Source organism: Pseudomonas sp. IPO3774 (genome assembly GCF_013386835.1).
Classification (GTDB): Bacteria; Pseudomonadota; Gammaproteobacteria; order Pseudomonadales; family Pseudomonadaceae; genus Aquipseudomonas.
Map to the genome: position 1 here is coordinate 18,894 of NZ_JACAQY010000034.1, position 19,750 is coordinate 38,643.

A 19,750-nucleotide genomic window follows, 5' to 3' on the forward strand; every position below is an offset into this window, starting at 1 on the left:
CGTCCTACGTTGTTTTTCCCTTCTGCTGCATCGCGCTAACTCCTTGTTATTTCGAAACAAAAGACCCTTCTCCGAGGCATATTGCCGTGCCTGCGAGTGGGTTAGCATCGCCCCCCAAATCTGACTCGAAGCCTGCGGCTTACGCGAACTTGCGCGTGGCCGGGTGTGGGAGTGTTTAATGGAACAGGGGCTTTTTTCATGATCAAAAGGTATTTGTCGATGCTGCTGCTCGGCATCGTCACATTTTCCCACGGTTACCTGGCGCATGCCGGAGCCATAGATGAGGCCGTTCGGCGAGGTGTGTTGAAAGTCGGCACCAATCCAGCCTACGTGCCCTTTGAGATGACCGACAAGAAAGGCCGGATCGTCGGGTTTGAAATTGACCTGCTTCGGGAGATGAGCAAGGCGCTGGGGGTCAAGCTGGAGCTGGTTTCGGTACCGTATATCGACCTGATTCCCGGCCTGCTGGCCAGCCGGTTCGACCTGATCGGCAGCGGCATGACTGTCACGCAGGAGCGCAACCTGACCCTCAATTTCAGCGACTCGTTCATCATCGTCGGCCAGACCGTGCTGCTGAACCCTCGGTTGGCCGACAAGGTCCAGAGCATCGAGGACTTGAACGAGGCCGGTTACCGGATCGTGGCCGCCGAAGGCACCACAGGCGAGGCGGCGGCGAAAAGGTTTCTCGGCACTGCACGGCTGCGCAGTTTTCCAACACCTGAAGAAGGCGTGCGCCAGGTGGTGGAGGGCAAGGCCGATGCGTTTATCCATGATGCGCCGTATAACCTGATCGCCATTACCAAGCCCCAGAACAGTGCGCTGTTGGCGCTGGAGCAACCCTTCACCTACGAGCCCCTGGCGTTTGGCTTGAAAAAGGGCGATTACGACAGCCTCAACTGGATCAATCATTTCCTCAACCAGGTGGCCCAGGACGGCACCTACGATCGGCTGCATGACAAGTGGTTCAAGGACTCGGGCTGGATGGCGGAAGTGGACTGGTAGTCATAACTGCTTACACATCGAGCAATTGGCTGGGCCGTGGGTCGAGGTGTCTAGCCATGCCTTTCTCTGCACGGTTGTGGCGCTTTTCTGTCATACCTTGGCAACAAATCCCGGCGAAACCTTTGTACCCGGCGGTGAGTGAGTTAGGATCGCACCCCGAAATGGTGCGGCCCTTTTGCGCGCCGACCTCACAAGAAAATGAGTTCAGGGGACTTGATGATGAAAAAGTATCTTTCGATGCTGCTGCTGGGTGTCACCGCACTGGTGGCGGTCAACTCGGCACATGCCGGCGCCATCGATGATGCGGTCAAGCGCGGTACGCTGAAAGTCGGCATGGACCCGACCTACATGCCGTTCCAGATGACCAACAAACGCGGTGAAATCATCGGCTTTGAAGTCGACATCCTCAAGGCCATGGCCAAGTCGATGGGCGTGAAGTTCGAGCCGATTTCCACCGGTTACGACGGCATCATCCCGGCCCTGTTGACCGACAAGTTCGACATGATCGGCAGCGGCATGACCCTGACCCAGGAACGCAACCTGCGCCTGAACTTCAGCGAACCGTTCATCGTGGTCGGCCAGACCCTGCTGATCCGCAAGGAGCTGGAGGGCACCATCAAGTCCTACAAAGACCTGAATGACGAGAAATACCGCCTGACCTCCAAGCTCGGCACCACTGGCGAAATGGTGGCCAAGAAGCTGATCTCCAAAGCCAAGTACCACGGCTATGACAACGAGCAGGAAGCTGTTCTGGACGTGGTCAACGGCAAGGCTGACGCCTTCGTCTATGACGCCCCGTACAACGTGGTGGCCGTGAACAAGGTCGGCGCCGGCAAACTGGTGTTCCTTGATCAGCCGTTCACCTTTGAACCCCTGGCGTTCGGCCTGAAGAAGGGCGACTACGACAGCATCAACTTCATCAACAACTTCCTGCACCAGATCCGCAACGACGGCACCTACGATCGCATCCATGACAAGTGGTTCAAGAGCTCTGAGTGGCTCAAGGACATGGAATAAAAGCTGACCTGCATTGATCGTTCCCACGCTCCGCGTGGGAATGCAGCCCGTGACGCTCTGCGTCACAAAGCGGACGCTGAGCGTCCAGTGAGGCATTCCCACGCAGAGCGTGGGAACGATCTCGACATATCCCGGAACCCGTAATGAAACAGAAAAAAGCCCAATGGCCCTGGCACCTGCTGACGGTGCTGGTGCTGGTCGGCCTGGCCGGCGCGTTGTATTACGCCACCTCGCTGATGTCCTACGAATGGCGCTGGAACCGCGTGCCGCAGTACTTCGTCTACCAGGCCGAAGAATCCCAGCGTGCGTCGGACATTTCCACCGTCAGCGAGCTGGTGCGCAAGGGCGATGTGGCTGACGTCACCCTGCGTAATGACGAGGGCAACGAACAGCACCTGACCGTGGCCGAGAACAGCCTGCAAGTGGCCAAGGGCGATGACGTGGCCGAGGGCGATGTGGTCGGGGTCACCCGGCATTGGGCTGCGGGCCCTCTGCTGTGGGGCTTGTGGACTACGTTGTGGCTATCGGTGGTGTCCGGGGTGCTGGGACTGTTGATCGGCCTGGCGACCGGATTGTGTCGCCTGTCAAACAACCCGACTTTACGCGATCTGTCGACGATCTACGTCGAACTGGTGCGCGGTACGCCACTATTGGTGCAGATCTTCATTTTCTATTTCTTTATCGGCACGGTGCTCAACCTGTCCCGGGAATTTGCCGGGATCGCCGCGCTGTCGCTGTTTACCGGTGCGTATGTGGCGGAAATCATCCGTGCCGGCGTGCAGTCGATTGCCCGTGGGCAGAATGAGGCAGCCCGCTCCCTGGGGCTCAGTGCCGGTCAGTCGATGCGCCACGTGGTGTTGCCGCAAGCCTTCAAGCGCGTGCTGCCGCCCCTGGCCGGGCAATTTATCAGCTTGGTCAAGGACACATCCCTGGTGTCGGTGATCGCGATTACCGAGCTGCTCAAAAGCGGCCGCGAGGTCATCACCACCTCGTTCTCGCCATTCGAAATCCTGTTCTGCGTCGCAGGCCTGTACCTGCTGATCAACCTGCCGCTGTCGAAAATCGCCAGCCGGCTTGAGCGGAGGCTCGCGCAAAGTGATTGAAGTCCGCGATCTGGTAAAAGTCTTCGACACCCGTGGCCACGTCGTGCGCGCGGTGGATAACGTGACCACGCAGGTGGCCAGGGGTGAAGTGCTGGTGGTGATCGGCCCGTCCGGTTCCGGCAAGTCGACGTTCCTGCGCTGCCTTAACGGCCTGGAGGAATTCGATTCCGGCTCGGTAAGCATCGACGGCCTGCAACTGGCAGACCCGAAAACCGACGTGAACGCCTACCGCCGTGAAGTCGGCATGGTGTTCCAGCACTTCAACCTGTTCCCCCACATGACCGTGCTGGAAAACCTCTGCCTGGCGCAAAAAGTCGTGCGCAAGCGCGGCAAGAAAGAGCGCGAGGCCAAGGCCCTGGCGCTCCTGGAGAAAGTCGGCATTGCCCAGAAAGCCCACGAGTTCCCGTCGCGGCTTTCCGGTGGCCAGCAGCAGCGCGTCGCGATTGCCCGTGCGCTGGCGATGGAGCCCAAGGTGATGCTGTTTGACGAGCCCACCTCGGCCCTGGACCCGGAAATGGTCGGCGAAGTGCTGGACGTGATGAAGACCCTGGCCCTGGAAGGCATGACCATGGTCTGCGTCACCCATGAAATGGGCTTTGCCCGGGAAGTGGCTGATCGCGTGCTGTTCTTCGATCACGGCAAACTGTTGGAGGACGCCGCCCCGGCGCAATTCTTCGATGCGCCGAAGGACCCTCGCGCCCAAGCCTTCCTGCGCCAGGTTCTCTAAATGCGTGGGAATGCTTCTTGTGGCGAGGGAGCTTGCTCCCGCTGGGCTGCGTAGCGGCTCCCAAAAAAGATAGGAGCGCTGCGCACTCCAGCGGGAGCAAGCTCCCTCGCCACAGGTTAGGTTTTTTCAGACCTTGAACTTGCCCACCCACACCTGCAAATCCGCCCCCAGGCGCGCCAGTTCGACACTGGCCGCCGCAGTGTCCTGACTCGCGGCCCAGGTCTGTTCCGATACATCCTTGACCTTCAACACGCTGCGGTTGATCTCCTCGGCGACCGCGGTTTGTTCCTCGGCGGCAGCGGCAATCTGCGGGTTCATCTCCTGAATCACTGACACGGTACGGGTGATGCCAGCCAGCGCCTCTCCTGCGCGACGGGTCAGTTGCACGCTGTTGTCGGTGAGGCTGCGACTGTTGTCCATGATGTCGGCCACCTGCTGCGTGCCCCGGTGCAGGCCGCTGATCAACTCCTCGATTTCCTCGGCCGACTGCTGGGTGCGTTGTGCCAGGCTGCGCACTTCATCGGCGACCACGGCAAACCCCCTGCCGGCTTCGCCTGCGCGGGCCGCCTCGATCGCGGCGTTGAGGGCCAGCAAGTTGGTCTGTTCCGATACCGACTTGATCACCTCCAGCACGCTGCCGATCTTCCGGCTTTCCTGTTGCAGGCCTTGCATGGCCTGGCTTGAACGAGCCATTTCCTGAGCCAGGTGCTCGATGTGGGTAATGGCTTCAGCCACCACCTGATCGCCCTGGCCCGCCTGCCGGTCGGCCTCGGCAGCAGCCAGCGACGCTTGCTCGGCATGGCGCGCAACTTCCTGGGAGGTGGCGAGCATCTCGTTCATGGCGGTGGCCACCTGTTCGGTTTCCTGCTTCTGGCCGTCGACCCCGTCGCGGGTTTGCTCGGTGACCGCCGAGAGTTGCTCGGCGGCGCTGGCGATCTGCTGGGCGCTGTCGCCGATGCCGCTGATCAAACCCCGCAGGTTGAGGGTCATTTGCCCGATGCTGCGCTGCAACTGCCCCAGTTCATCCTGGCGCGAGGCCTGGATGTCGTGGCTCAGGTCACCTTCGGCAATCCGGTTGGCCACGGACAGGGCCTGGCGCAGCGGCGCGACGATCTGGCCGGCGATCAACCAGGCGGCCACGACGCCGAGCAACAGCGCCGCTGCAGTAACGTTGAGCAGCAGGGTGCGGGCGAGGCTGGCTTCGTTGTCACGCTTGGCGGTCTGGTCCTGGCTCAGCAGGTCGCTTTCCGTGAGCAATTGATCCAGCCACTGTTCAAGCTGGTTCTGGGTGGTTTCGGCGCTGAGTTGGGCGTCCTTGAGGCGTGTCAGGTGGGTCCGAAAATCGAGCAGGACTTTTTTCAGGGCGCTGGCGTCAACCGGCAGCGCGCCTACCGCCGCCTGGGCGCCATCCAGGGCCAGTAGTGCATCACTCACGCCCTTGGCATAGGCGTCCAATGACGCAGCGGCCCAGGCGGGGCTCTGGGCGCGGTCTTCGGCTTGTTCCAGGGCCTGGCGCAATTGTTCCACGGCATCGAGAGCCTTTTCATCGTCTTGATTGGGCAGGTTGCTCGACAGTTCAGAGAGGCTGTCACTGCTCTGGACTGAGCTGCGCTTGAGCTGTTCACGGGCGTTTTCACGTTGCTTGATCAGCCCCTCCAGGCCGCTTAAGGCGGTCTTGAAGCTGGTGACGAAGCGTCGGCTTTCCTGCAGCTGTTGTTGGTTGACCGGGTCGGTAAATCGCGGGGAAAGATCCACCAGGAACTGGTCGATCTTGTCCATGTGCAGCTCTATTTTGGACAGGCTGGCCGGGTCGTTCAGGGTGCGATAGACGATGCGATCAGCGCGCAACTCTTCGCCGACGACTGCCAATTGCGAGAGCAGCGTGAGTTTTTGGGAGCGATCGAGGGATGCGCTCAAGGCTTGCCAGCCGGTAGAGGCGATGATCAGGCTGAGGCTGAGCACCAGGCCAAAGCCCAGGGCAAGTTTGAGGCTGATGCTGATGTTTCCGAGCAGGCGGGTCAGTGGACGAAACATGGTGAACCTCCAACGAATCAAAAGGAGCGTCTCAAGCGTCCGGCCAACAATGGTCAGGGGAGTTGAAACGCTACTTTTATTCGGCGCCAGGTGTGTGATCCACGACCTGAAAAACGCGTAGGAAATTTCACATATTGTCGGAGCGGCGGCCCTGATGGCCGCCGCAAGCGGGTCAGACCTTGAAGCGACCTACCAGGCTTTGCAGGTAAACCCCCAGGCGCGCCAGCTCGGCACTGGAAGCCGCAGTTTCTTCGCTGGCCGCCGAGGTTTGTTCGGAAACGTCCCGCACGTTGAGCACGCTGCGGTTGATCTCTTCGGCCACGGCGCTTTGCTGCTCGGCGGCGGTGGCGATCTGCTGGTTCATCGCCTGGATCGCCGAGACGGTACGGGTGATGTTTTCCAGGGCATTGCCGGCCCGACGGGTCAGCTCGACGCTGCTGTCGGTCAGGCCGCGACTGTTGTCCATGATGGTTGCCACCTGCTGGGTGCCGCTTTGCAGGCCGACGATCAACTCTTCGATCTCCTCGGTGGACTTCTGCGTCCGCTGGGCAAGGCTGCGCACTTCATCGGCAACCACCGCAAAACCGCGTCCGGCTTCACCGGCGCGCGCCGCTTCAATCGCTGCGTTAAGGGCCAGCAGGTTGGTTTGCTGGGCCACTGACTTGATGACGTCCAGCACACTGCCGATCTTGTCGCTCTCACGCTTGAGATGGCCCATGGCTTCGGTGGAGTTGCCCACCTCGCTGGCCAGGCGCTCGATCTGGGCGATGGCCTCACCGACCACCTTGTCGCCTTCACGGGCCTGTTGGTCGGCGGCTACGGCGGCTTCCGAGGCTTCTTCAGCGTTACGGGCGACTTCCTGCACGGTGGCGGCCATTTCGTTCATGGCGGTGGCCACCTGGTCGGTCTCGACCTTCTGGCTGTTGACCCCGGCGCTGGTCTGCTCGGTAACGGCCGATAGCTGCTCGGCGGCACTGGCGATCTGGGTGACGCCGTCGCTGATACCGCCAATCAGCTCCCGCAGGCCCACGGTCATGCTTTGCATCGACCGTTGCAGTTGCCCCAGTTCATCCTGGCGCTGGGAGATCAGGTTGTGGCTCAGGTCGCCGGACGCCACGCGCTCGGCGACTTTGAGGGTCTGGTTCAGTGGAATCACGATCTGCCGGGTAATGGCCCAGGCGGCGAGTACACCAAACGCCAGCGCGAGGGCGGTGGCCAGTAACAGCAGGTTCTTGGCGTGGGCGGCATCGGTATCACGCACCACGGTTTGCGAAGTGGTGAGTTTGTTACTGCGGTCGAGCAGGATATCGCCCTGCTCGCCCATGATTTTCATCGCGGCGGCACTGGCCACCTGGGAGTCGCGGTACTGGCTCACGGCGGCGCGGTAGGCCTGCAGCGAGGCGCTGGCCTCTTGCAGGTTGGCCCGGTATTGTTCGGGCAACGGGTCGTTGAGGTCGGTGATTTTCTTCAGGGCGTTGTCGATGGCATCCAGCGCCGGTTGTTCGGCTTCGACCTTGCCGCTGTAGGTGTAGCCGCGCACCTGGAAGCGCGCTTGCTGGATCAGTTTGCTCAGGTCGACCACGCTGTTGAACAGGGTGACGCTGTCGCCTTGCAGCAGGGATTTTTCCACTTCGTTGATTTTTGCGACGGCGTTATCGGCGGTATCGCCCAGTTTGCTGCGGGCGCCTTCACGCTTGAGGCCGGCCTGCACCATGGCGCCGAAGGCTTTTTTGTATTGCCCCAAGGCATCCTGTTGCTGCTCTACCACGAGCTTGTCGTCGGGTTGCTCGATCAGGTCTGCGGCGGTTTTCAGGCCACTGTCCAGCTGGGTGATCAGGTCGTTGACCGCGCTGGTGCCTTGTTCGCCACGGCGCATTTCGAAGTCCAGTCGCGCCAGGCGCAGGTCCTTGGTCAGCCCGTTGAGGCTGGAGATGTAGCCCAGCTTGTCGCCACGGCTGATCACGCCGCTGAGGCCGGTCCAGCCGGTGAAGGTGATCAATAGGGTCAGGACCAATACCAGGCCGAAGCCTATGCTCAGCTTGCGGTTGACGCTGACATTCCCCAGTTTCTCGGCTAACCAACGATACATGCTGCGAACTCCCCTGGAACAAGGCTTGGACTTATTCAGAGCGTATCGGCAGATTCGGATGTTTCTGTAGGAGCGAGCTTGCTCGCGAAGGTCGTCAACGATAACGCGGGCATTCTGAGTGAGCGCGGTGTCCTTGAGTTTTTCGCGAGCAAGCTCGCTCCTACAGGAGAGGGCGGTGTTAGAAAAGGCGGGCGAGCAATGCGGTGACGGCGGTTTCGACCCTCAGGATCCGAGCCCCCAGTTGCACCGGCTGCAACCCGGCCTTGGCCAGCAGGTCCACCTCGTAGGGAATCCAGCCGCCTTCCGGCCCGATGGCCAGGGTGACCGGCTCATCCAGCCCGCGAGGGCAGGGCGGATAGTCGCCGGGGTGACCAATCAGGCCGAGGGTGCCTTGCGCCATGGCGGGCAGGCGGTCTTCGACGAATGGCTTGAAGCGCTTTTCGATCACGATCTCGGGCAGCACCGTGTCCCGGGCCTGTTCCAGGCCGAGGATCAATTGCTCGCGAATCGCTTCCGGCTCCAGGAACGGCGTCTGCCAGAAGCTTTTTTCCACGCGATAGCTGTTCACCAGCACCACTCGCGGCACGCCCATGGACGCCACGGTTTGCAGCACCCGGCGCAGCATTTTCGGACGGGGCAGGGCCAGCAGCAGGGTCAGGGGCAGTTTGGCCGGCGGCGGCTGGTCGAAGGTCACTTCCAGCTCGGCTTCCCGGGCTTCCAGGCGCAGCAACTGCGCGTTGCCCATCAAGCCGCCAATCCGTCCGACCCGCAGGCTGTCGCCTACGGCGGCACGGTGGACTTCCTGCATATGCACCAGGCGCCGATCACGCAGCACCACCCGGTCGGCCGCGATAAAGTCGGCCTCCTCAAGCAGCAGCAGGTTCACGGCTGGGTCGCTGGCGGCTGGTCGTCGTCGGCGGGTTGGTCATCGGGGTGATCGCCACGCTTGCTCACCAGGCTGCCAAACAGGATGCCAATCTCGAACAGCATCCACATGGGTACGGCCAGCAGGGTCTGGGAGAAGATGTCCGGCGGGGTCAGGATCATGCCGACCACGAAGCAGCCGATGATCACGTAGGGGCGGATCTTCTTCAGGTATTTGACGTCGACCACGCCGATCCACACCAGCAGCACCACGGCCACCGGGATTTCGAAGGCCACGCCGAAGGCGAAGAACAGCGTCATCACGAAGTCGAGGTAGCTGGTGATGTCGGTCATCATCTCTACGCCGGCCGGGGTGGCGGCGGCGAAGAACTTGAAGATCAGCGGGAACACCAGGAAGTAGGCAAAAGCCATCCCGGTATAGAACAGCAGGATGCTCGACACCAGCAGCGGCACGGCGATGCGTTTTTCATGCTTGTACAGGCCCGGCGCGATAAAGCCCCAGATCTGATGCAGGATCACCGGGATCGCCAGGAACAGCGAAACCATCATCGTCAGCTTCAACGGCGTGAGGAACGGTGACGACACGTCGGTGGCGATCATCGTCGCGCCAGCCGGCAAGTAGTCGCGCAGCGGCGTGGAGACGAAGGTGTAGATCTGCTGGGTGAAGGCAAACAGCCCGGCAAAGATGATGAAGATCGCCGCGACACAGCGCAGCAGGCGGGTGCGCAACTCGGTGAGGTGCGAGACCAGTGGCATGTGCTGGTCGGTTTCCGGTTTATCAGCGCTCATGGGGCTCGCGGCGGCAATGTAGGGTCGTGGGGCGCGGGCGACACGGCAGGTGTCGGCGCGGGTTCGGTCGGGGTCACGGGCGCAGTGGGCGCAGGCTCGACGGCGTGCACGGGTTCAGCGACCGGTGCAGGCGCGGGTGCGGCGGGCGGAGCAATCGAATGCTCGGCCACAGGCTCGACCGGCTTGGGCGTTTCCTGCACCGGCGAGAGAATCTTCCGTGCCTCCTGCTCCAACGACAGAATGTGTTCGTTGTGCAGTTGCCGGCGAATCTCGTCGGCGCCGATTTCCCGTTCAACTTCCTGTTTGATGGCGTTGAAACTGCGTTTCAGGCGCCCGATCCACAGGCCGGCCGTGCGCGCGGCACCGGGCAGGCGTTCCGGCCCCAGTACCAGCAGGGCCACGAGGCCGACGAGCAGCAGTTCAGAGAAGCTGATACCAAACATTATTCAGTACTCACGAGTCTTTTTGGTTCTGCTCTTTGACGTGCTCGGCCTGCACGTCGAAGGTGCGACGTTCAGTGATCGGCTGAGTGGCCTGCGGGTGTACAGGCTGCGCCGGTGGCACCGGATTGACGGCCGGGTCGGCAGGCTTTTCGTCGTCGTTCATGGCCTTGCGAAAGCCCTTGATCGATTCACCGACGTCGGTGCCGAGGTTTTTCAGTTTCTTGGTGCCGAACACCAGCACAACGACCACAAGAATGACGATCCAGTGTTTCCAGTCAAAAATGCCCATGCTGCAATTCCTCTGTAAAAGTTGGTCAGACGGACGGGCGCGAGGCCTTTTCGGCATGCCCGGACAAGCCGAAGCGACGGTCCAGTTCATCAAGCACTGCCTGTGGATGCTGCCCCAGTTGGGCGAGCATGACCAGACTGTGGAACCACAAGTCGGCAGTTTCGTAGATCACGTCGCTGCAGTCGCCGCTGATTTGCGCGTCCTTGGCCGCAATAATCGTCTCGACGGATTCTTCGCCGAGTTTTTCCAGGATCTTGTTCAGACCCTTGTGGTACAGGCTGGCGACGTAGGAGCTGTCGGCGTCCGCGCCTTTGCGGTCTTCCAGCACCTGGGCCACACGGTTGAGGGTATCGCTCATGTTCAGTGTCCTGCCGAATAGATAGCGTGCGGGTCTTTGAGCACGGGCTCGACGGTCTTCCACTCGCCGTTCTCGAACACGCGGTAAAAGCAGCTGTGACGGCCGGTGTGACAGGCGATATCGCCGATCTGCTCGACCTTGAGGATCACCACATCGGCATCGCAGTCGATGCGCATCTCATGCAGGGTTTGCACGTGCCCGGACTCTTCGCCCTTGCGCCACAGTTTGCCACGGGAACGTGACCAGTAGATGGCGCGGTTCTCGGCGGCGGTCAGGCTCAGGGCCTCGCGGTTCATCCAGGCCATCATCAGCACGCGCCCGGTCTTGTAGTCCTGGGCAATGGCCGGCACCAGGCCGTCACTGTCCCACTTGATCTCGTCCAGCCAGTCTTTCATTTTCGGCTCCGGCAATTTGCGACAGTGTATAACCGGATTGGCTATCGACGCACGATCAGATACACGCCCACCGCGACCATGATGCCGGCCGGCCAGTGGCCCAGTTCATTCAGCGGCCCGCCGGCGGCCAGTATCGTACCGCCCACCAGGTGCGCGGCGCCCAGCAGGCGCAGGAACCAGTCGTCCTTGCGCTTGTGCCACGGCGGTGCGGGGTCCTTGGCGTGGGGCTGGGACATGCGCTCCAGCAGGTCGCGGGTCATGTTGGCCAGGTGCGGCAGTTGCTCGACCTGGCTTTGCAGGTTGCCCAGCAGGGTTTTCGGGCTGATACGGTCCCGCATCCAGCGCTCGAGGAACGGCTGGGCGGTGTTCCACAGGTCGAGGTCCGGGTACAGTTGGCGGCCCAGGCCTTCGATGTTCAGCAGGGTCTTTTGCAACAGTACCAACTGCGGCTGCACTTCCATATTGAAGCGCCGCGCCGTCTGGAACAGACGCATCAGCACCTGACCGAAGGAAATATCCTTTAACGGTTTTTCAAAGATCGGCTCGCACACAGTGCGGATCGCCGCTTCGAATTCGTTGAGCTTGGTTTCGGCCGGCACCCAGCCCGAATCGATGTGCAACTGCGCCACGCGGCGGTAGTCACGCTTGAAGAAAGCGAACAGGTTGCGCGCCAGGTAATCCTGGTCTTCCGGGGTCAGGCTGCCGACGATGCCGCAGTCGATCGCAATGTACTGCGGGCTCCACGGGTTCACGGTGCTGACGAAAATGTTGCCGGGGTGCATGTCGGCGTGGAAGAAGCTGTCGCGGAACACCTGGGTGAAAAAAATCTCCACGCCGCGCTCGGCAAGCATCTTCATGTCGGTGCGCTGGTCGGCCAGGGTCGCGAGGTCGGTGACCTGCACGCCGTAGATGCGCTCCATGACCAGCACTTTCGGGCGGCACCAGTCCCAATAGACTTGCGGCACGTACAGCAGCTGCGAGCCTTCGAAGTTTCGCTTGAGCTGGCTGGCGTTGGCCGCTTCGCGCAGCAGGTCGAGTTCGTCGTAGATGGTTTTTTCGTAGTCCAGCACCACGTCTACCGGGTGCAGCAGGCGTGCATCGGCAGAAAAGCGCTCGGCGGCGCGGGCAAGGATGAACAGCCACGCCAGGTCCTGGCCGATGATCGGCTTGAGGCCCGGGCGGATCACCTTCACCACCACTTCTTCGCCGCTTTTCAGTTGCGCGGCATGCACCTGGGCCACCGAGGCCGAGGCCAGCGGCGCGATGTCGAAGCGGCTGAAGACTTCGCTGATCTTCTTGCCCAGTTGCTCTTCAATCAGCGTGACTGCCAGTTGCGAGTCGAACGGCGGCACGCGGTCCTGCAACAGCATCAGTTCGTCGGCGATGTCTTCGGGCAACAGGTCGCGGCGGGTGGAGAGGATCTGCCCGAACTTGATGAAGATCGGCCCCAGGTCCTGCAACGCCAGGCGCAGGCGCGCGCCACGGCTCAGCTCGAGGGTCTTGCGCGGGAACCAGCGCCACGGCAGCACATAGCGCACCGCCAGCAGAAACCACGGCAGCGGCAGGGCGAACAGCAGGTCATCGAGGCGGTAGCGGATTACGACGCGCTGGATACGAAACAAACGGCGGACGGCGAGCAGCTTCATGCGTTATCGCTTGAATCAAGGGAGCGGCTCAGGCGCTCGAAGCGCGCCTCAAGTCGTTCCAGGTCGAGTTTGGCCTGGTCGAGTTCGCGAAAGCGCGCTTCCGCTTCCCGTTGTCCGACCAGGGTGCGCGATTCTTCGCTCAGGTATTCGGCGAGGTTCTGGTTCAGGCTGGCGAAACCCTGCTGGTACCAGCGCGTACGGCTGCGCAGATGACCGCTGATCAGTTGGGTGGCCACCGGGCCGAGCCAACGTGACAGCTCGTATTCCCAGTCCAGTTCCAGGTCTTGCAGCACGGCGGCCAGGTCCATCAGCACCGCGCTGTCGCCTTCAAGTTCCACGTCCGGGCCGTGGAGGATCGCCGTCTTGTCCCGGCTCAGGGCCAGGCGCAGCAGGCTTGAGCCGGAAGCACGCAGGGTGCAGTCGGCGTCGGCGGCCCAGTGGGACGCCAGCAACAGGCCTTCATCGCTGGGCAGGATAAACAGCTGCAAGGCGGGGCTGGTGCAGTCGACGGCGATGATCCTGCCGTTCAGGTGCGCCAGCCGTGCCAGGGCGGTGCTGTCCAGGCGCAGTACACGGTTGAGGCCGTGTTCGACGCTGGCGAGAAGGCCTGCGAACAGCATCAGGGCTTGATGCCGCGGTGCAGGGCGACGATGCCCGAGGTCATGTTGTGGTAGGTCACGCGGTCGAAACCGGCCTCTACCATCATCGACTTCAGGGTTTCCTGGTTCGGGTGCATGCGGATCGATTCGGCCAGGTAGCGGTAGCTTTCGGCGTCATTGGTGATCAGCTTGCCCATCAACGGCATGAAGGCGAACGAGTAGGTGTCGTAGACCTTGGACATCAGTGCGTTGGTCGGCTTGGAGAACTCCAGCACCAGCAGGCGACCGCCGGGCTTGAGTACGCGCAGCATCGAGCGCAGTGCGTCTTCCTTGTGGGTCACGTTACGCAGGCCGAAGGCGATGGTCACGCAGTCGAAGTGGTTGTCCGGGAACGGCAGCTTTTCAGCGTCGGCCTGGACGAACTCGATATTGCCCGCCACACCTTTGTCCAGCAGGCGATCACGACCGACCTTGAGCATCGAGCCGTTGATGTCGGCCAGTACCACCTGCCCGGTGGGGCCCACCAGCTTGGAGAACTTGGCGGCCAGGTCGCCCGTGCCGCCTGCGATATCCAGCACACGGTTGCCGGTGCGTACACCCGACAACTCAATGGTGAAGCGCTTCCACAGACGGTGCATGCCGCCGGAGAGCACGTCGTTCATCAAGTCGTACTTGGCGGCGACCGAGTGGAACACCTCGGCGACTTTTTCCGCTTTCTGGCTTTCCGGGACGTTCTTGAAGCCGAAGTGAGTGGTGGGTTCGGCATCGCTGCCTTTGCGCTGATCAGTCATATCGCTGTCACCAAAAGAGAATGGGGGCATTCTAATCCCCAAGGCATGCTTTGTCTTGGCAAGGCTGAAGGTAAGATAGGTGGTCACCGAGACCTTTTGCCGCATGGCGGGTCGACAAGTCTCTATAACGAGGAGTCATTCAAATGGCCCGTATACAGGTTGAACGTGCCCACACACTGGGCAAAGACGCTGCCCGAGAAAAAGCCGACAAGTTGGCGAGCAAACTCAAGGAGCAATATGGCCTGGAGTCTTCGTGGGCCGGCGACACACTGAACCTCAAACGTTCGGGCGTTAAAGGCACCGTGAAAGTGGCGGAAGATTCCCTGCGGATTGAAGTCGAGCTGGGCCTGTTGATGTCGGCCATGAGTGGCACCATCAAGTCCGAAATCGAGAAGGCACTGGATAAAGCCCTGGCCTGATTTGCGACCTTCTTAGGGTGCCGATTCTAATTTTTCTGCCTACTTTGTGCCCAAGCCCCCAACTTCTGTGGGCAGTTCCTCCCCCCTTTATGCGTGAGGTGCACCATGGCCAAAGTTATTTTGAAGAAAAAAATTGCTACCGGAACTAACGCCCTGACTGACGTTAAATCCTATGCCCGCAAGATCTGGCTGGCCGGTTTGGGGGCTTACGCCAAGGTCGGAAGCGAGGGCGCCGAGTACTTCAAAGAGCTGGTTAAGACTGGTCAACATGTTGAAACTAAAGGCAAAAAAGTTGTGATTGAACAACTTGATGCAGCCAACAGTCAGATTGATCAAGTCAAGAGCGAAGTCTTCGGCGTCAAAGGTCGAGTCGAAGTGCAACTGGATAAAGTTGAAAGCGCTTTTGATAGTCGTGTTGGAAGTGCCTTGAATCGGATCGGCATTCCGTCTAAACATGACGTGGAGACACTCTCTGCTAAGCTCGATGAGCTGACGGCATTGCTCGAACGTGTCGCGCGTAAACACTAAGGAGACAACGGGATGGCTGGTAAAAAGACTACTGATAAAGAAGGCAGCTCGTGGATCGGGGAAGTTGAAAAATACTCCCGCAAGATCTGGCTGGCCGGTTTAGGCGTGTACTCGAAGGTGAGCAGTGACGGCGGTAAATACTTCGAGACTTTGGTTAAAGACGGCGAGAAGGCCGAGAAGTTGACCAAGAGCACAGTGGGTAAACAAGTCGATGCGGCAAAGGCTTCCGCCGGTTCTGCCAAATCACGTATCAGCGACAAGTGGGGCGAACTGGAAGGGGCTTTTGACAAGCGCCTGAACAGTGCCATTTCGCGACTCGGCGTACCTAGCCGTACTGAAGTGAAAGCGCTGCACAGCAAGGTCGATACCTTGACCAGGCAAATCGAAAAACTCACCGGCCTTAAAGCTGCGCCAGTTGCGGCTAAAACTGCAGCGGCTAAACCGGCTGCCAAGCCTGCGGCGAAAACTGCAGCGGCCAAGCCTGCTGCTAAAACCGCCGCTAAACCGCTGGTCAAGGCCGCCGCCAAACCGGCAGCCAAGCCCGCCGCCAAGGCGCCGGCCAAAGCTGCTGCAAAACCGGCTGCCAAGCCTGCGGCGAAAACCGCAGCGGCTAAACCGGCCGCCAAGCCTGCCGCTAAACCAGTGGCCGCTAAAGCAGCTGCAAAACCTGCGGCGAAACCTGCAGCCAAGCCGGCAGCAAAAGCAGCAGCCAAGCCAGCGGCGAAAACCGCTGCCGCCAAACCTGCTGCAGCGAAGCCTGCTGCCAAGCCAGCCGCTGCGAAACCTGCAGCCAAGCCGGTTGCTGCCAAACCCGCCGCCAAGCCTGCGGCTGCAAAACCTGCAGCGGCCAAGCCAGCTGCAAAACCGGCTGCGGCGAAGAAGCCGGCCGTAGCCAAAAAGCCAGCAGCGCCGAAGCCAGCGGTAGCGGCCAAGCCTGCAACTGCAGCGCCGGCGACGAACTCGGTCACGCCACCGACGCCTGCTGCTACCCCGACTGCAACGCCGGCAACCCCGACGCCTACCAGTCAGTCCTGATTTTTACGGGACACATAAAAACGCCCGGCCTGCGAAGGTCGGGCGTTTTTTATGGAATCTACAGAACAACACAAATCCAATGTGGGAGCGGGCTTGCTCGCGAAAGCGGTGGATCAGTCACACATGTATTGACTGACACTCCGCTTTCGCGAGCAAGCCCGCTCCCACATTTTAGTCCGCGTCGTCCAGGTAGCGCAGCGCCAACCTCTCTGTCGCCAGCCTCGCCGGCATCAGCAGATGCGGGGCCACCAGCATCATGATCTGGTACACCACCACCCGCACCTCACCTGCTCGGTCGAGAATCCGCTGGTAGTCCAGGGAAAACAGCAAGGTCATGGTGATCTGTTCCACCAACTGCCCCAGCGCCTGGGTTTCACTGACCAGTTGCCCATCCGTCTTGAGGCGGGCCAGCAACGAGGCCAGCGTGCGCTTGAGCGCCGTCAGCAGGTTGCGGATGCCCTTGGCCAGTTTCGGCAAGCGGCCCGCCAGGTTCGACAGGTCCTGGAACAGAAACCGATAGTGCGCCATGCGCTCCACGATCAGGTGCAGGAACAGCCAGTAATCCTCGGCCGCCAGTTGTGCGTCTTCCGGCGGATCGAGCAACGGCGCCAATTCGTTTTGAAAGCGCTCGAACAGCCCGAGCACCAACGGTTCCTTGCCATGGAAGTGGTAATAGAGATTGCCGGGGCTGATCCCCATTTCATTGGCCACCTCCATGGTCGACACGTTCGGCTCGCCCTTGTGGTTGAACAACTGCAAGGCACATTCAAGGATACGGTCGCGGGTCTTCATCCAGTCTTCTTAAAGTCGTCGTGGGGCTCAGCGGACTCGCACATAGGTGCCCGGCGCCGCTTCCATCGGTGGGTAATTCTGGTTGCCCAGGGCGGTCAGGGTTTCGCGCTGTACACCGGAGCGCTGCTGGATCCACGCCAGCCAGTTGGGCCACCAGCTGCCCTCGACATGATTGGCGTCGTAGTACCAGGCGCGCGGGTCGCTGCTCAGCTTGAGGTTCTCGACGTAGTTGGCCTTGGGGTTGCCCGGCGGGTTGAGGATGCTCTGGACATGCCCGCTGTTGGACAGAATGAAGCGCTTGTCGCCGCCCAGCAGCTGGGTGGAGCGGTACACCGCGTCCCACGGCGTGATGTGGTCGTTGATGCCGCCTACGCTGAAACTGTCCACCGTGACCTTCTGTAAGTCGACGGGCGTGCCGCACACCTCCAGGCCGCCGGGGTGGCTCAGCGGGTTGTGCTTGAAGAAGTCCAGCAAGTCGCCATGCAGCGCGGCGGGCAGGCGGGTGTTGTCGTTGTTCCAGTACAGGATGTCGAAGGCCGGCGGTTCCTTGCCCAGCAGGTAATTGTTGATCCAGTAGTTCCAGATCAGGTCGTTGGGACGCATCCAGGCGAATACCTTGGCCATGTCCCGGCCGTCGAGTACGCCTTGCTGGTAAGAGCGGCGCTTGGCGGCTTCCAGCGTCTGTTCGTCGGCGAACAGGGTGGCGGGGCTGTCGATCTGGCTGTCCAGCAGGCTCACCAGGTAGCTGGCGCTGGAGACACGGCGCAACTGGCGCTTGGCCTGCAGATGGCCTTGCAGCGCGGCGATGGTCAGGCCACCGGCGCAGGCGCCCATCAGGTTGACCTCACGGGCGCCGGTGATTGCGCGGGTTACGTTCAGCGCTTCTTCCAAAGCCGCGACGTAGGTGGACAAGCCCCATTCCCGGTGGCGTACATCCGGGTTGCGCCAGCTGACCATAAACACTTGCAGGCCATTTTTCAGAGCGAACTGGACGAAGCTGTTGTTCGGGCTCAGGTCGAAAATGTAGTACTTGTTGATTTGCGGCGGCACCACCAGCAGCGGCTTGGCGTACTGTTTTTCGCTCATGGGCTTGTACTGGATCAGCTCCAGCAGTTCATTGCGAAACACCACCGAACCGGGTGTGGTGGCCACCGTCTTGCCGACTTCAAAGGCCTGCTTGGTGACCTGGCGCGGCAAGCCGTTGTTGTGCAGCAGGTCGTCGAACAGGTTGCTGACGCCACGCACCACGCTGTTGCCGCCGGAGTTGAGCAGCTCCTTGATCGCCAGCGGGTTGAGCAGGGTGTTGGATGGCGACACCGCATCGTTGAGCAGGGCAAAGGCAAAGTGCGCCCGCGCCCGGTCGTCGGCGCTGAGGTTGCTGTCGTCGATCCAGTGGCGGGTCTGTTTTTGCCAGCTCAGGTAGGCTTGCAGGCTGCGCCGATAAAACGGGTTGAGCTGCCAGGTCGGGTCGGCGAAGCGGCTGTCCTTCGGGTTCGGCTCGTGCACCGTTTCCCCGAGCAGCACGCGGCCCAATTGCCCGCCCAACTTCAAGGCGTGGCGGGCGGTGTGCACCGGATTGCGCAAGCCGTGTGCGGCGACGCTGCGCAGGGTCGAGAGCAAATCCCGGCCGCGCAGGCCGGTGATCGCACTTTCAATATTGATGAACGCGGCGGGTGTGGGCACCGGGTTCGATACGGGTCTTTCTCGCATGCGCCAACACTCCTTCGTCAAGCCATCAACAAGCACGCCAATTCAGAACCATAGTCGGTTCTGGCCAAGTTGCGCGGCGCGGTCGTCCTGACCGCCGCCGTCTAAAGTGCGGGTTGCGGGTGAATCACCGCCCTCAGGCGTTCCTCTTGGAGAAACTTCATGATGATCGGCGCCACGGCCTCGGCCCGGGTAATCAGGAACAGATGGCCGTCGTCGATGATGTGCAGTTGGGCGTTGGGAATGCGCCAGGCCAGCATGCGCATGTTGATCAGCGGGATCAGTGGGTCGTCGTCGCCGGCCAGCACCAGGGTCGGCTGCTTGATCTTGTGCAGCCAGTGGATGCTGGTCCAGCCAAGCCCGGCGAACAGTTGCCAGTAGTAACCCAGCTTGCCCGCCGAACGCACTTTGCTCGCGTGTTCGGCGGCCAGTTTCGAATCCCGACGGAAGGAGCCGCCGTAGATCATCGGTGCAATGCGCACCACGTGGGACGGTTGGATATAACGCCGGGGGCTGGCCATCAGCCACAAGACCTTCGGCTTGCCCGGCACCATGAAGGCACCGGCGGCGGTGGCGGCCAGAATCAGCTTCTTGCAGCGTTCCGGATAGTCATAGGCGAACTGCTGCGCCAGCGCGCCGCCCCAGGAAACGCCCACCGCGTTGACCTGGCCATAGTCCAGGTAGTCGAGCATGCGCGCGGTGAGTTTGGCCAGGCCGGGAAAGCGATAAGGCCGGCTGGGGGTCGACGAGCCGCCGACGCCTGGCACATCAAAGGCAATCACTTCCAGGTCCGGGTCCAGGGCCTGGACGAACGGAAACACCAGCTCAAGGTTGGCGCCGATGCCGTTGAAAATCAGCAGCGGCGTCAAGTGAGGCTTGCCCGGGCGTACCGCCGTGCGGATGGCTTGGCCATCCAGGTCGATGGTACGGAAGATGAACGGTTGCGGCATGGGCTTACCCTGCAAAGTGGCGCGCTATTCCCTGTCGGAACTCGGTCAGTGTGGGAGCGGGCTTGCTCGCGAAGGCGGTGAATCCGTCTCTAGATGCATCAACTGACACACCCCCTTCGCGAGCAAGCCCGCTCCCACAGTTGATACCGTTC

21 protein-coding genes and 1 pseudogene are annotated in these 19,750 nt (G+C 61.3%); 7 read left to right on the forward strand and 15 right to left on the reverse strand.

The genetic code is table 11. The annotated features are described in order from the left end of the window. The first annotated feature begins 198 nt into the window (after nt 1-198). The 4 genes from HYE77_RS18275 (at nt 199) to HYE77_RS18290 (ending at nt 3,849) form a co-directional block, all read left to right on the forward strand. A complete protein-coding gene (locus tag HYE77_RS18275) occupies nt 199-1,002 on the forward strand; it encodes a transporter substrate-binding domain-containing protein (RefSeq protein WP_043226395.1) in 804 nt (267 codons plus the stop codon). Nucleotides 1,003-1,221: 219 nt separating this feature from the next. Next, on the forward strand, nt 1,222-2,019 hold the full coding sequence (locus tag HYE77_RS18280; RefSeq protein ID WP_177069094.1) for a transporter substrate-binding domain-containing protein: 798 nt from the start codon (nt 1,222-1,224) through the stop codon (nt 2,017-2,019). A gap of 143 nt (nt 2,020-2,162) precedes the next feature. After that, nucleotides 2,163-3,122 (forward strand): amino acid ABC transporter permease, encoded by a 960-nt coding sequence (locus HYE77_RS18285; RefSeq protein WP_003209286.1) that lies wholly within the window; start codon nt 2,163-2,165, stop codon nt 3,120-3,122. Further along, a complete protein-coding gene (locus tag HYE77_RS18290; protein WP_087692909.1) occupies nt 3,115-3,849 on the forward strand; it encodes an amino acid ABC transporter ATP-binding protein in 735 nt (244 codons plus the stop codon). The genes HYE77_RS18285 and HYE77_RS18290 overlap by 8 nt, the downstream gene beginning before the upstream one ends. 126 nt (nt 3,850-3,975) lie before the next feature. Here HYE77_RS18290 and HYE77_RS18295 read toward each other — a convergent pair whose 3' ends face one another. From HYE77_RS18295 to ubiE, 12 genes and pseudogenes are all read right to left on the reverse strand, one after another. After that, nucleotides 3,976-5,883: a methyl-accepting chemotaxis protein gene (locus tag HYE77_RS18295; RefSeq protein WP_177069095.1), complete on the reverse strand. Its 1,908-nt coding sequence runs from the start codon at nt 5,881-5,883 to the stop codon at nt 3,976-3,978. A 172-nt stretch (nt 5,884-6,055) separates the two neighbouring features. Next, nucleotides 6,056-6,928: a methyl-accepting chemotaxis protein gene (locus HYE77_RS32975; RefSeq protein ID WP_371103578.1), complete on the reverse strand. Its 873-nt coding sequence runs from the start codon at nt 6,926-6,928 to the stop codon at nt 6,056-6,058. Next, nucleotides 6,914-7,972 (reverse strand): annotated as a pseudogene (locus HYE77_RS32980) (methyl-accepting chemotaxis protein); the annotation flags it as partial. The pseudogene HYE77_RS32980 and the gene HYE77_RS32975, both read right to left, overlap by 15 nt. Nucleotides 7,973-8,150: 178 nt before the next feature. Further along, nucleotides 8,151-8,858: a 16S rRNA (uracil(1498)-N(3))-methyltransferase gene (locus HYE77_RS18305; protein WP_003209293.1), complete on the reverse strand. Its 708-nt coding sequence runs from the start codon at nt 8,856-8,858 to the stop codon at nt 8,151-8,153. Continuing rightward, on the reverse strand, nt 8,855-9,646 hold the full coding sequence (gene tatC / locus HYE77_RS18310; protein ID WP_026078063.1) for a twin-arginine translocase subunit TatC: 792 nt from the start codon (nt 9,644-9,646) through the stop codon (nt 8,855-8,857). Before tatC ends, HYE77_RS18305 begins: the two co-directional genes overlap by 4 nt. Next, complete coding sequence (gene tatB / locus HYE77_RS18315) at nt 9,643-10,089, reverse strand: Sec-independent protein translocase protein TatB (RefSeq protein ID WP_003209296.1); 447 nt, start codon at nt 10,087-10,089, stop codon at nt 9,643-9,645. The genes tatC and tatB overlap by 4 nt, the downstream gene beginning before the upstream one ends. Nucleotides 10,090-10,099: 10 nt before the next feature. Further along, a complete protein-coding gene (locus HYE77_RS18320; RefSeq protein WP_003209298.1) occupies nt 10,100-10,378 on the reverse strand; it encodes a twin-arginine translocase TatA/TatE family subunit in 279 nt (92 codons plus the stop codon). A gap of 25 nt (nt 10,379-10,403) precedes the next feature. Then, entirely contained in the window at nt 10,404-10,736 is a 333-nt protein-coding gene (locus tag HYE77_RS18325) for a phosphoribosyl-ATP diphosphatase (RefSeq protein ID WP_008439273.1), read from the reverse strand. A 2-nt stretch (nt 10,737-10,738) separates the two neighbouring features. After that, entirely contained in the window at nt 10,739-11,131 is a 393-nt protein-coding gene (gene hisI, locus HYE77_RS18330) for a phosphoribosyl-AMP cyclohydrolase (protein ID WP_010169173.1), read from the reverse strand. A gap of 41 nt (nt 11,132-11,172) precedes the next feature. Next, nucleotides 11,173-12,777, reverse strand: a complete 1,605-nt coding sequence (ubiB, locus tag HYE77_RS18335; protein ID WP_003209302.1) for a ubiquinone biosynthesis regulatory protein kinase UbiB — start codon at nt 12,775-12,777, stop codon at nt 11,173-11,175. Beyond that, nucleotides 12,774-13,397: an SCP2 domain-containing protein gene (locus tag HYE77_RS18340; protein WP_003209304.1), complete on the reverse strand. Its 624-nt coding sequence runs from the start codon at nt 13,395-13,397 to the stop codon at nt 12,774-12,776. The genes ubiB and HYE77_RS18340 overlap by 4 nt, the downstream gene beginning before the upstream one ends. After that, entirely contained in the window at nt 13,397-14,167 is a 771-nt protein-coding gene (ubiE, locus tag HYE77_RS18345) for a bifunctional demethylmenaquinone methyltransferase/2-methoxy-6-polyprenyl-1,4-benzoquinol methylase UbiE (RefSeq protein WP_003209306.1), read from the reverse strand. Before ubiE ends, HYE77_RS18340 begins: the two co-directional genes overlap by 1 nt. 143 nt (nt 14,168-14,310) lie before the next feature. On the opposite strand from ubiE, the gene HYE77_RS18350 reads away from it, so the two are divergent. The 3 genes from HYE77_RS18350 (at nt 14,311) to HYE77_RS18360 (ending at nt 16,149) form a co-directional block, all read left to right on the forward strand. After that, the gene (locus HYE77_RS18350; RefSeq protein WP_008439272.1) at nt 14,311-14,586 is read left to right on the forward strand and encodes a polyhydroxyalkanoic acid system family protein; all 276 of its coding nucleotides are present in this window, start codon (nt 14,311-14,313) and stop codon (nt 14,584-14,586) included. Nucleotides 14,587-14,691: 105 nt separating this feature from the next. Continuing rightward, nucleotides 14,692-15,114, forward strand: a complete 423-nt coding sequence (locus HYE77_RS18355; RefSeq protein ID WP_134325603.1) for a phasin family protein — start codon at nt 14,692-14,694, stop codon at nt 15,112-15,114. A 12-nt stretch (nt 15,115-15,126) separates the two neighbouring features. Further along, nucleotides 15,127-16,149, forward strand: coding sequence for a phasin family protein (locus HYE77_RS18360; RefSeq protein WP_134325604.1), 1,023 nt, complete (start codon nt 15,127-15,129; stop codon nt 16,147-16,149). A gap of 171 nt (nt 16,150-16,320) precedes the next feature. Here the strand turns inward: HYE77_RS18360 and HYE77_RS18365 are convergent, their stop codons facing one another. From HYE77_RS18365 to phaZ, 3 genes are all read right to left on the reverse strand, one after another. Continuing rightward, complete coding sequence (locus HYE77_RS18365; protein WP_008439270.1) at nt 16,321-16,941, reverse strand: TetR/AcrR family transcriptional regulator; 621 nt, start codon at nt 16,939-16,941, stop codon at nt 16,321-16,323. 27 nt (nt 16,942-16,968) lie between these two features. Continuing rightward, nucleotides 16,969-18,651, reverse strand: a complete 1,683-nt coding sequence (gene phaC / locus HYE77_RS18370) for a class II poly(R)-hydroxyalkanoic acid synthase (RefSeq protein WP_087692915.1) — start codon at nt 18,649-18,651, stop codon at nt 16,969-16,971. A 101-nt stretch (nt 18,652-18,752) separates the two neighbouring features. Further along, nucleotides 18,753-19,598, reverse strand: coding sequence for a poly(3-hydroxyalkanoate) depolymerase (phaZ, locus tag HYE77_RS18375; RefSeq protein WP_003209316.1), 846 nt, complete (start codon nt 19,596-19,598; stop codon nt 18,753-18,755). Nucleotides 19,599-19,750 lie beyond the last annotated feature (152 nt).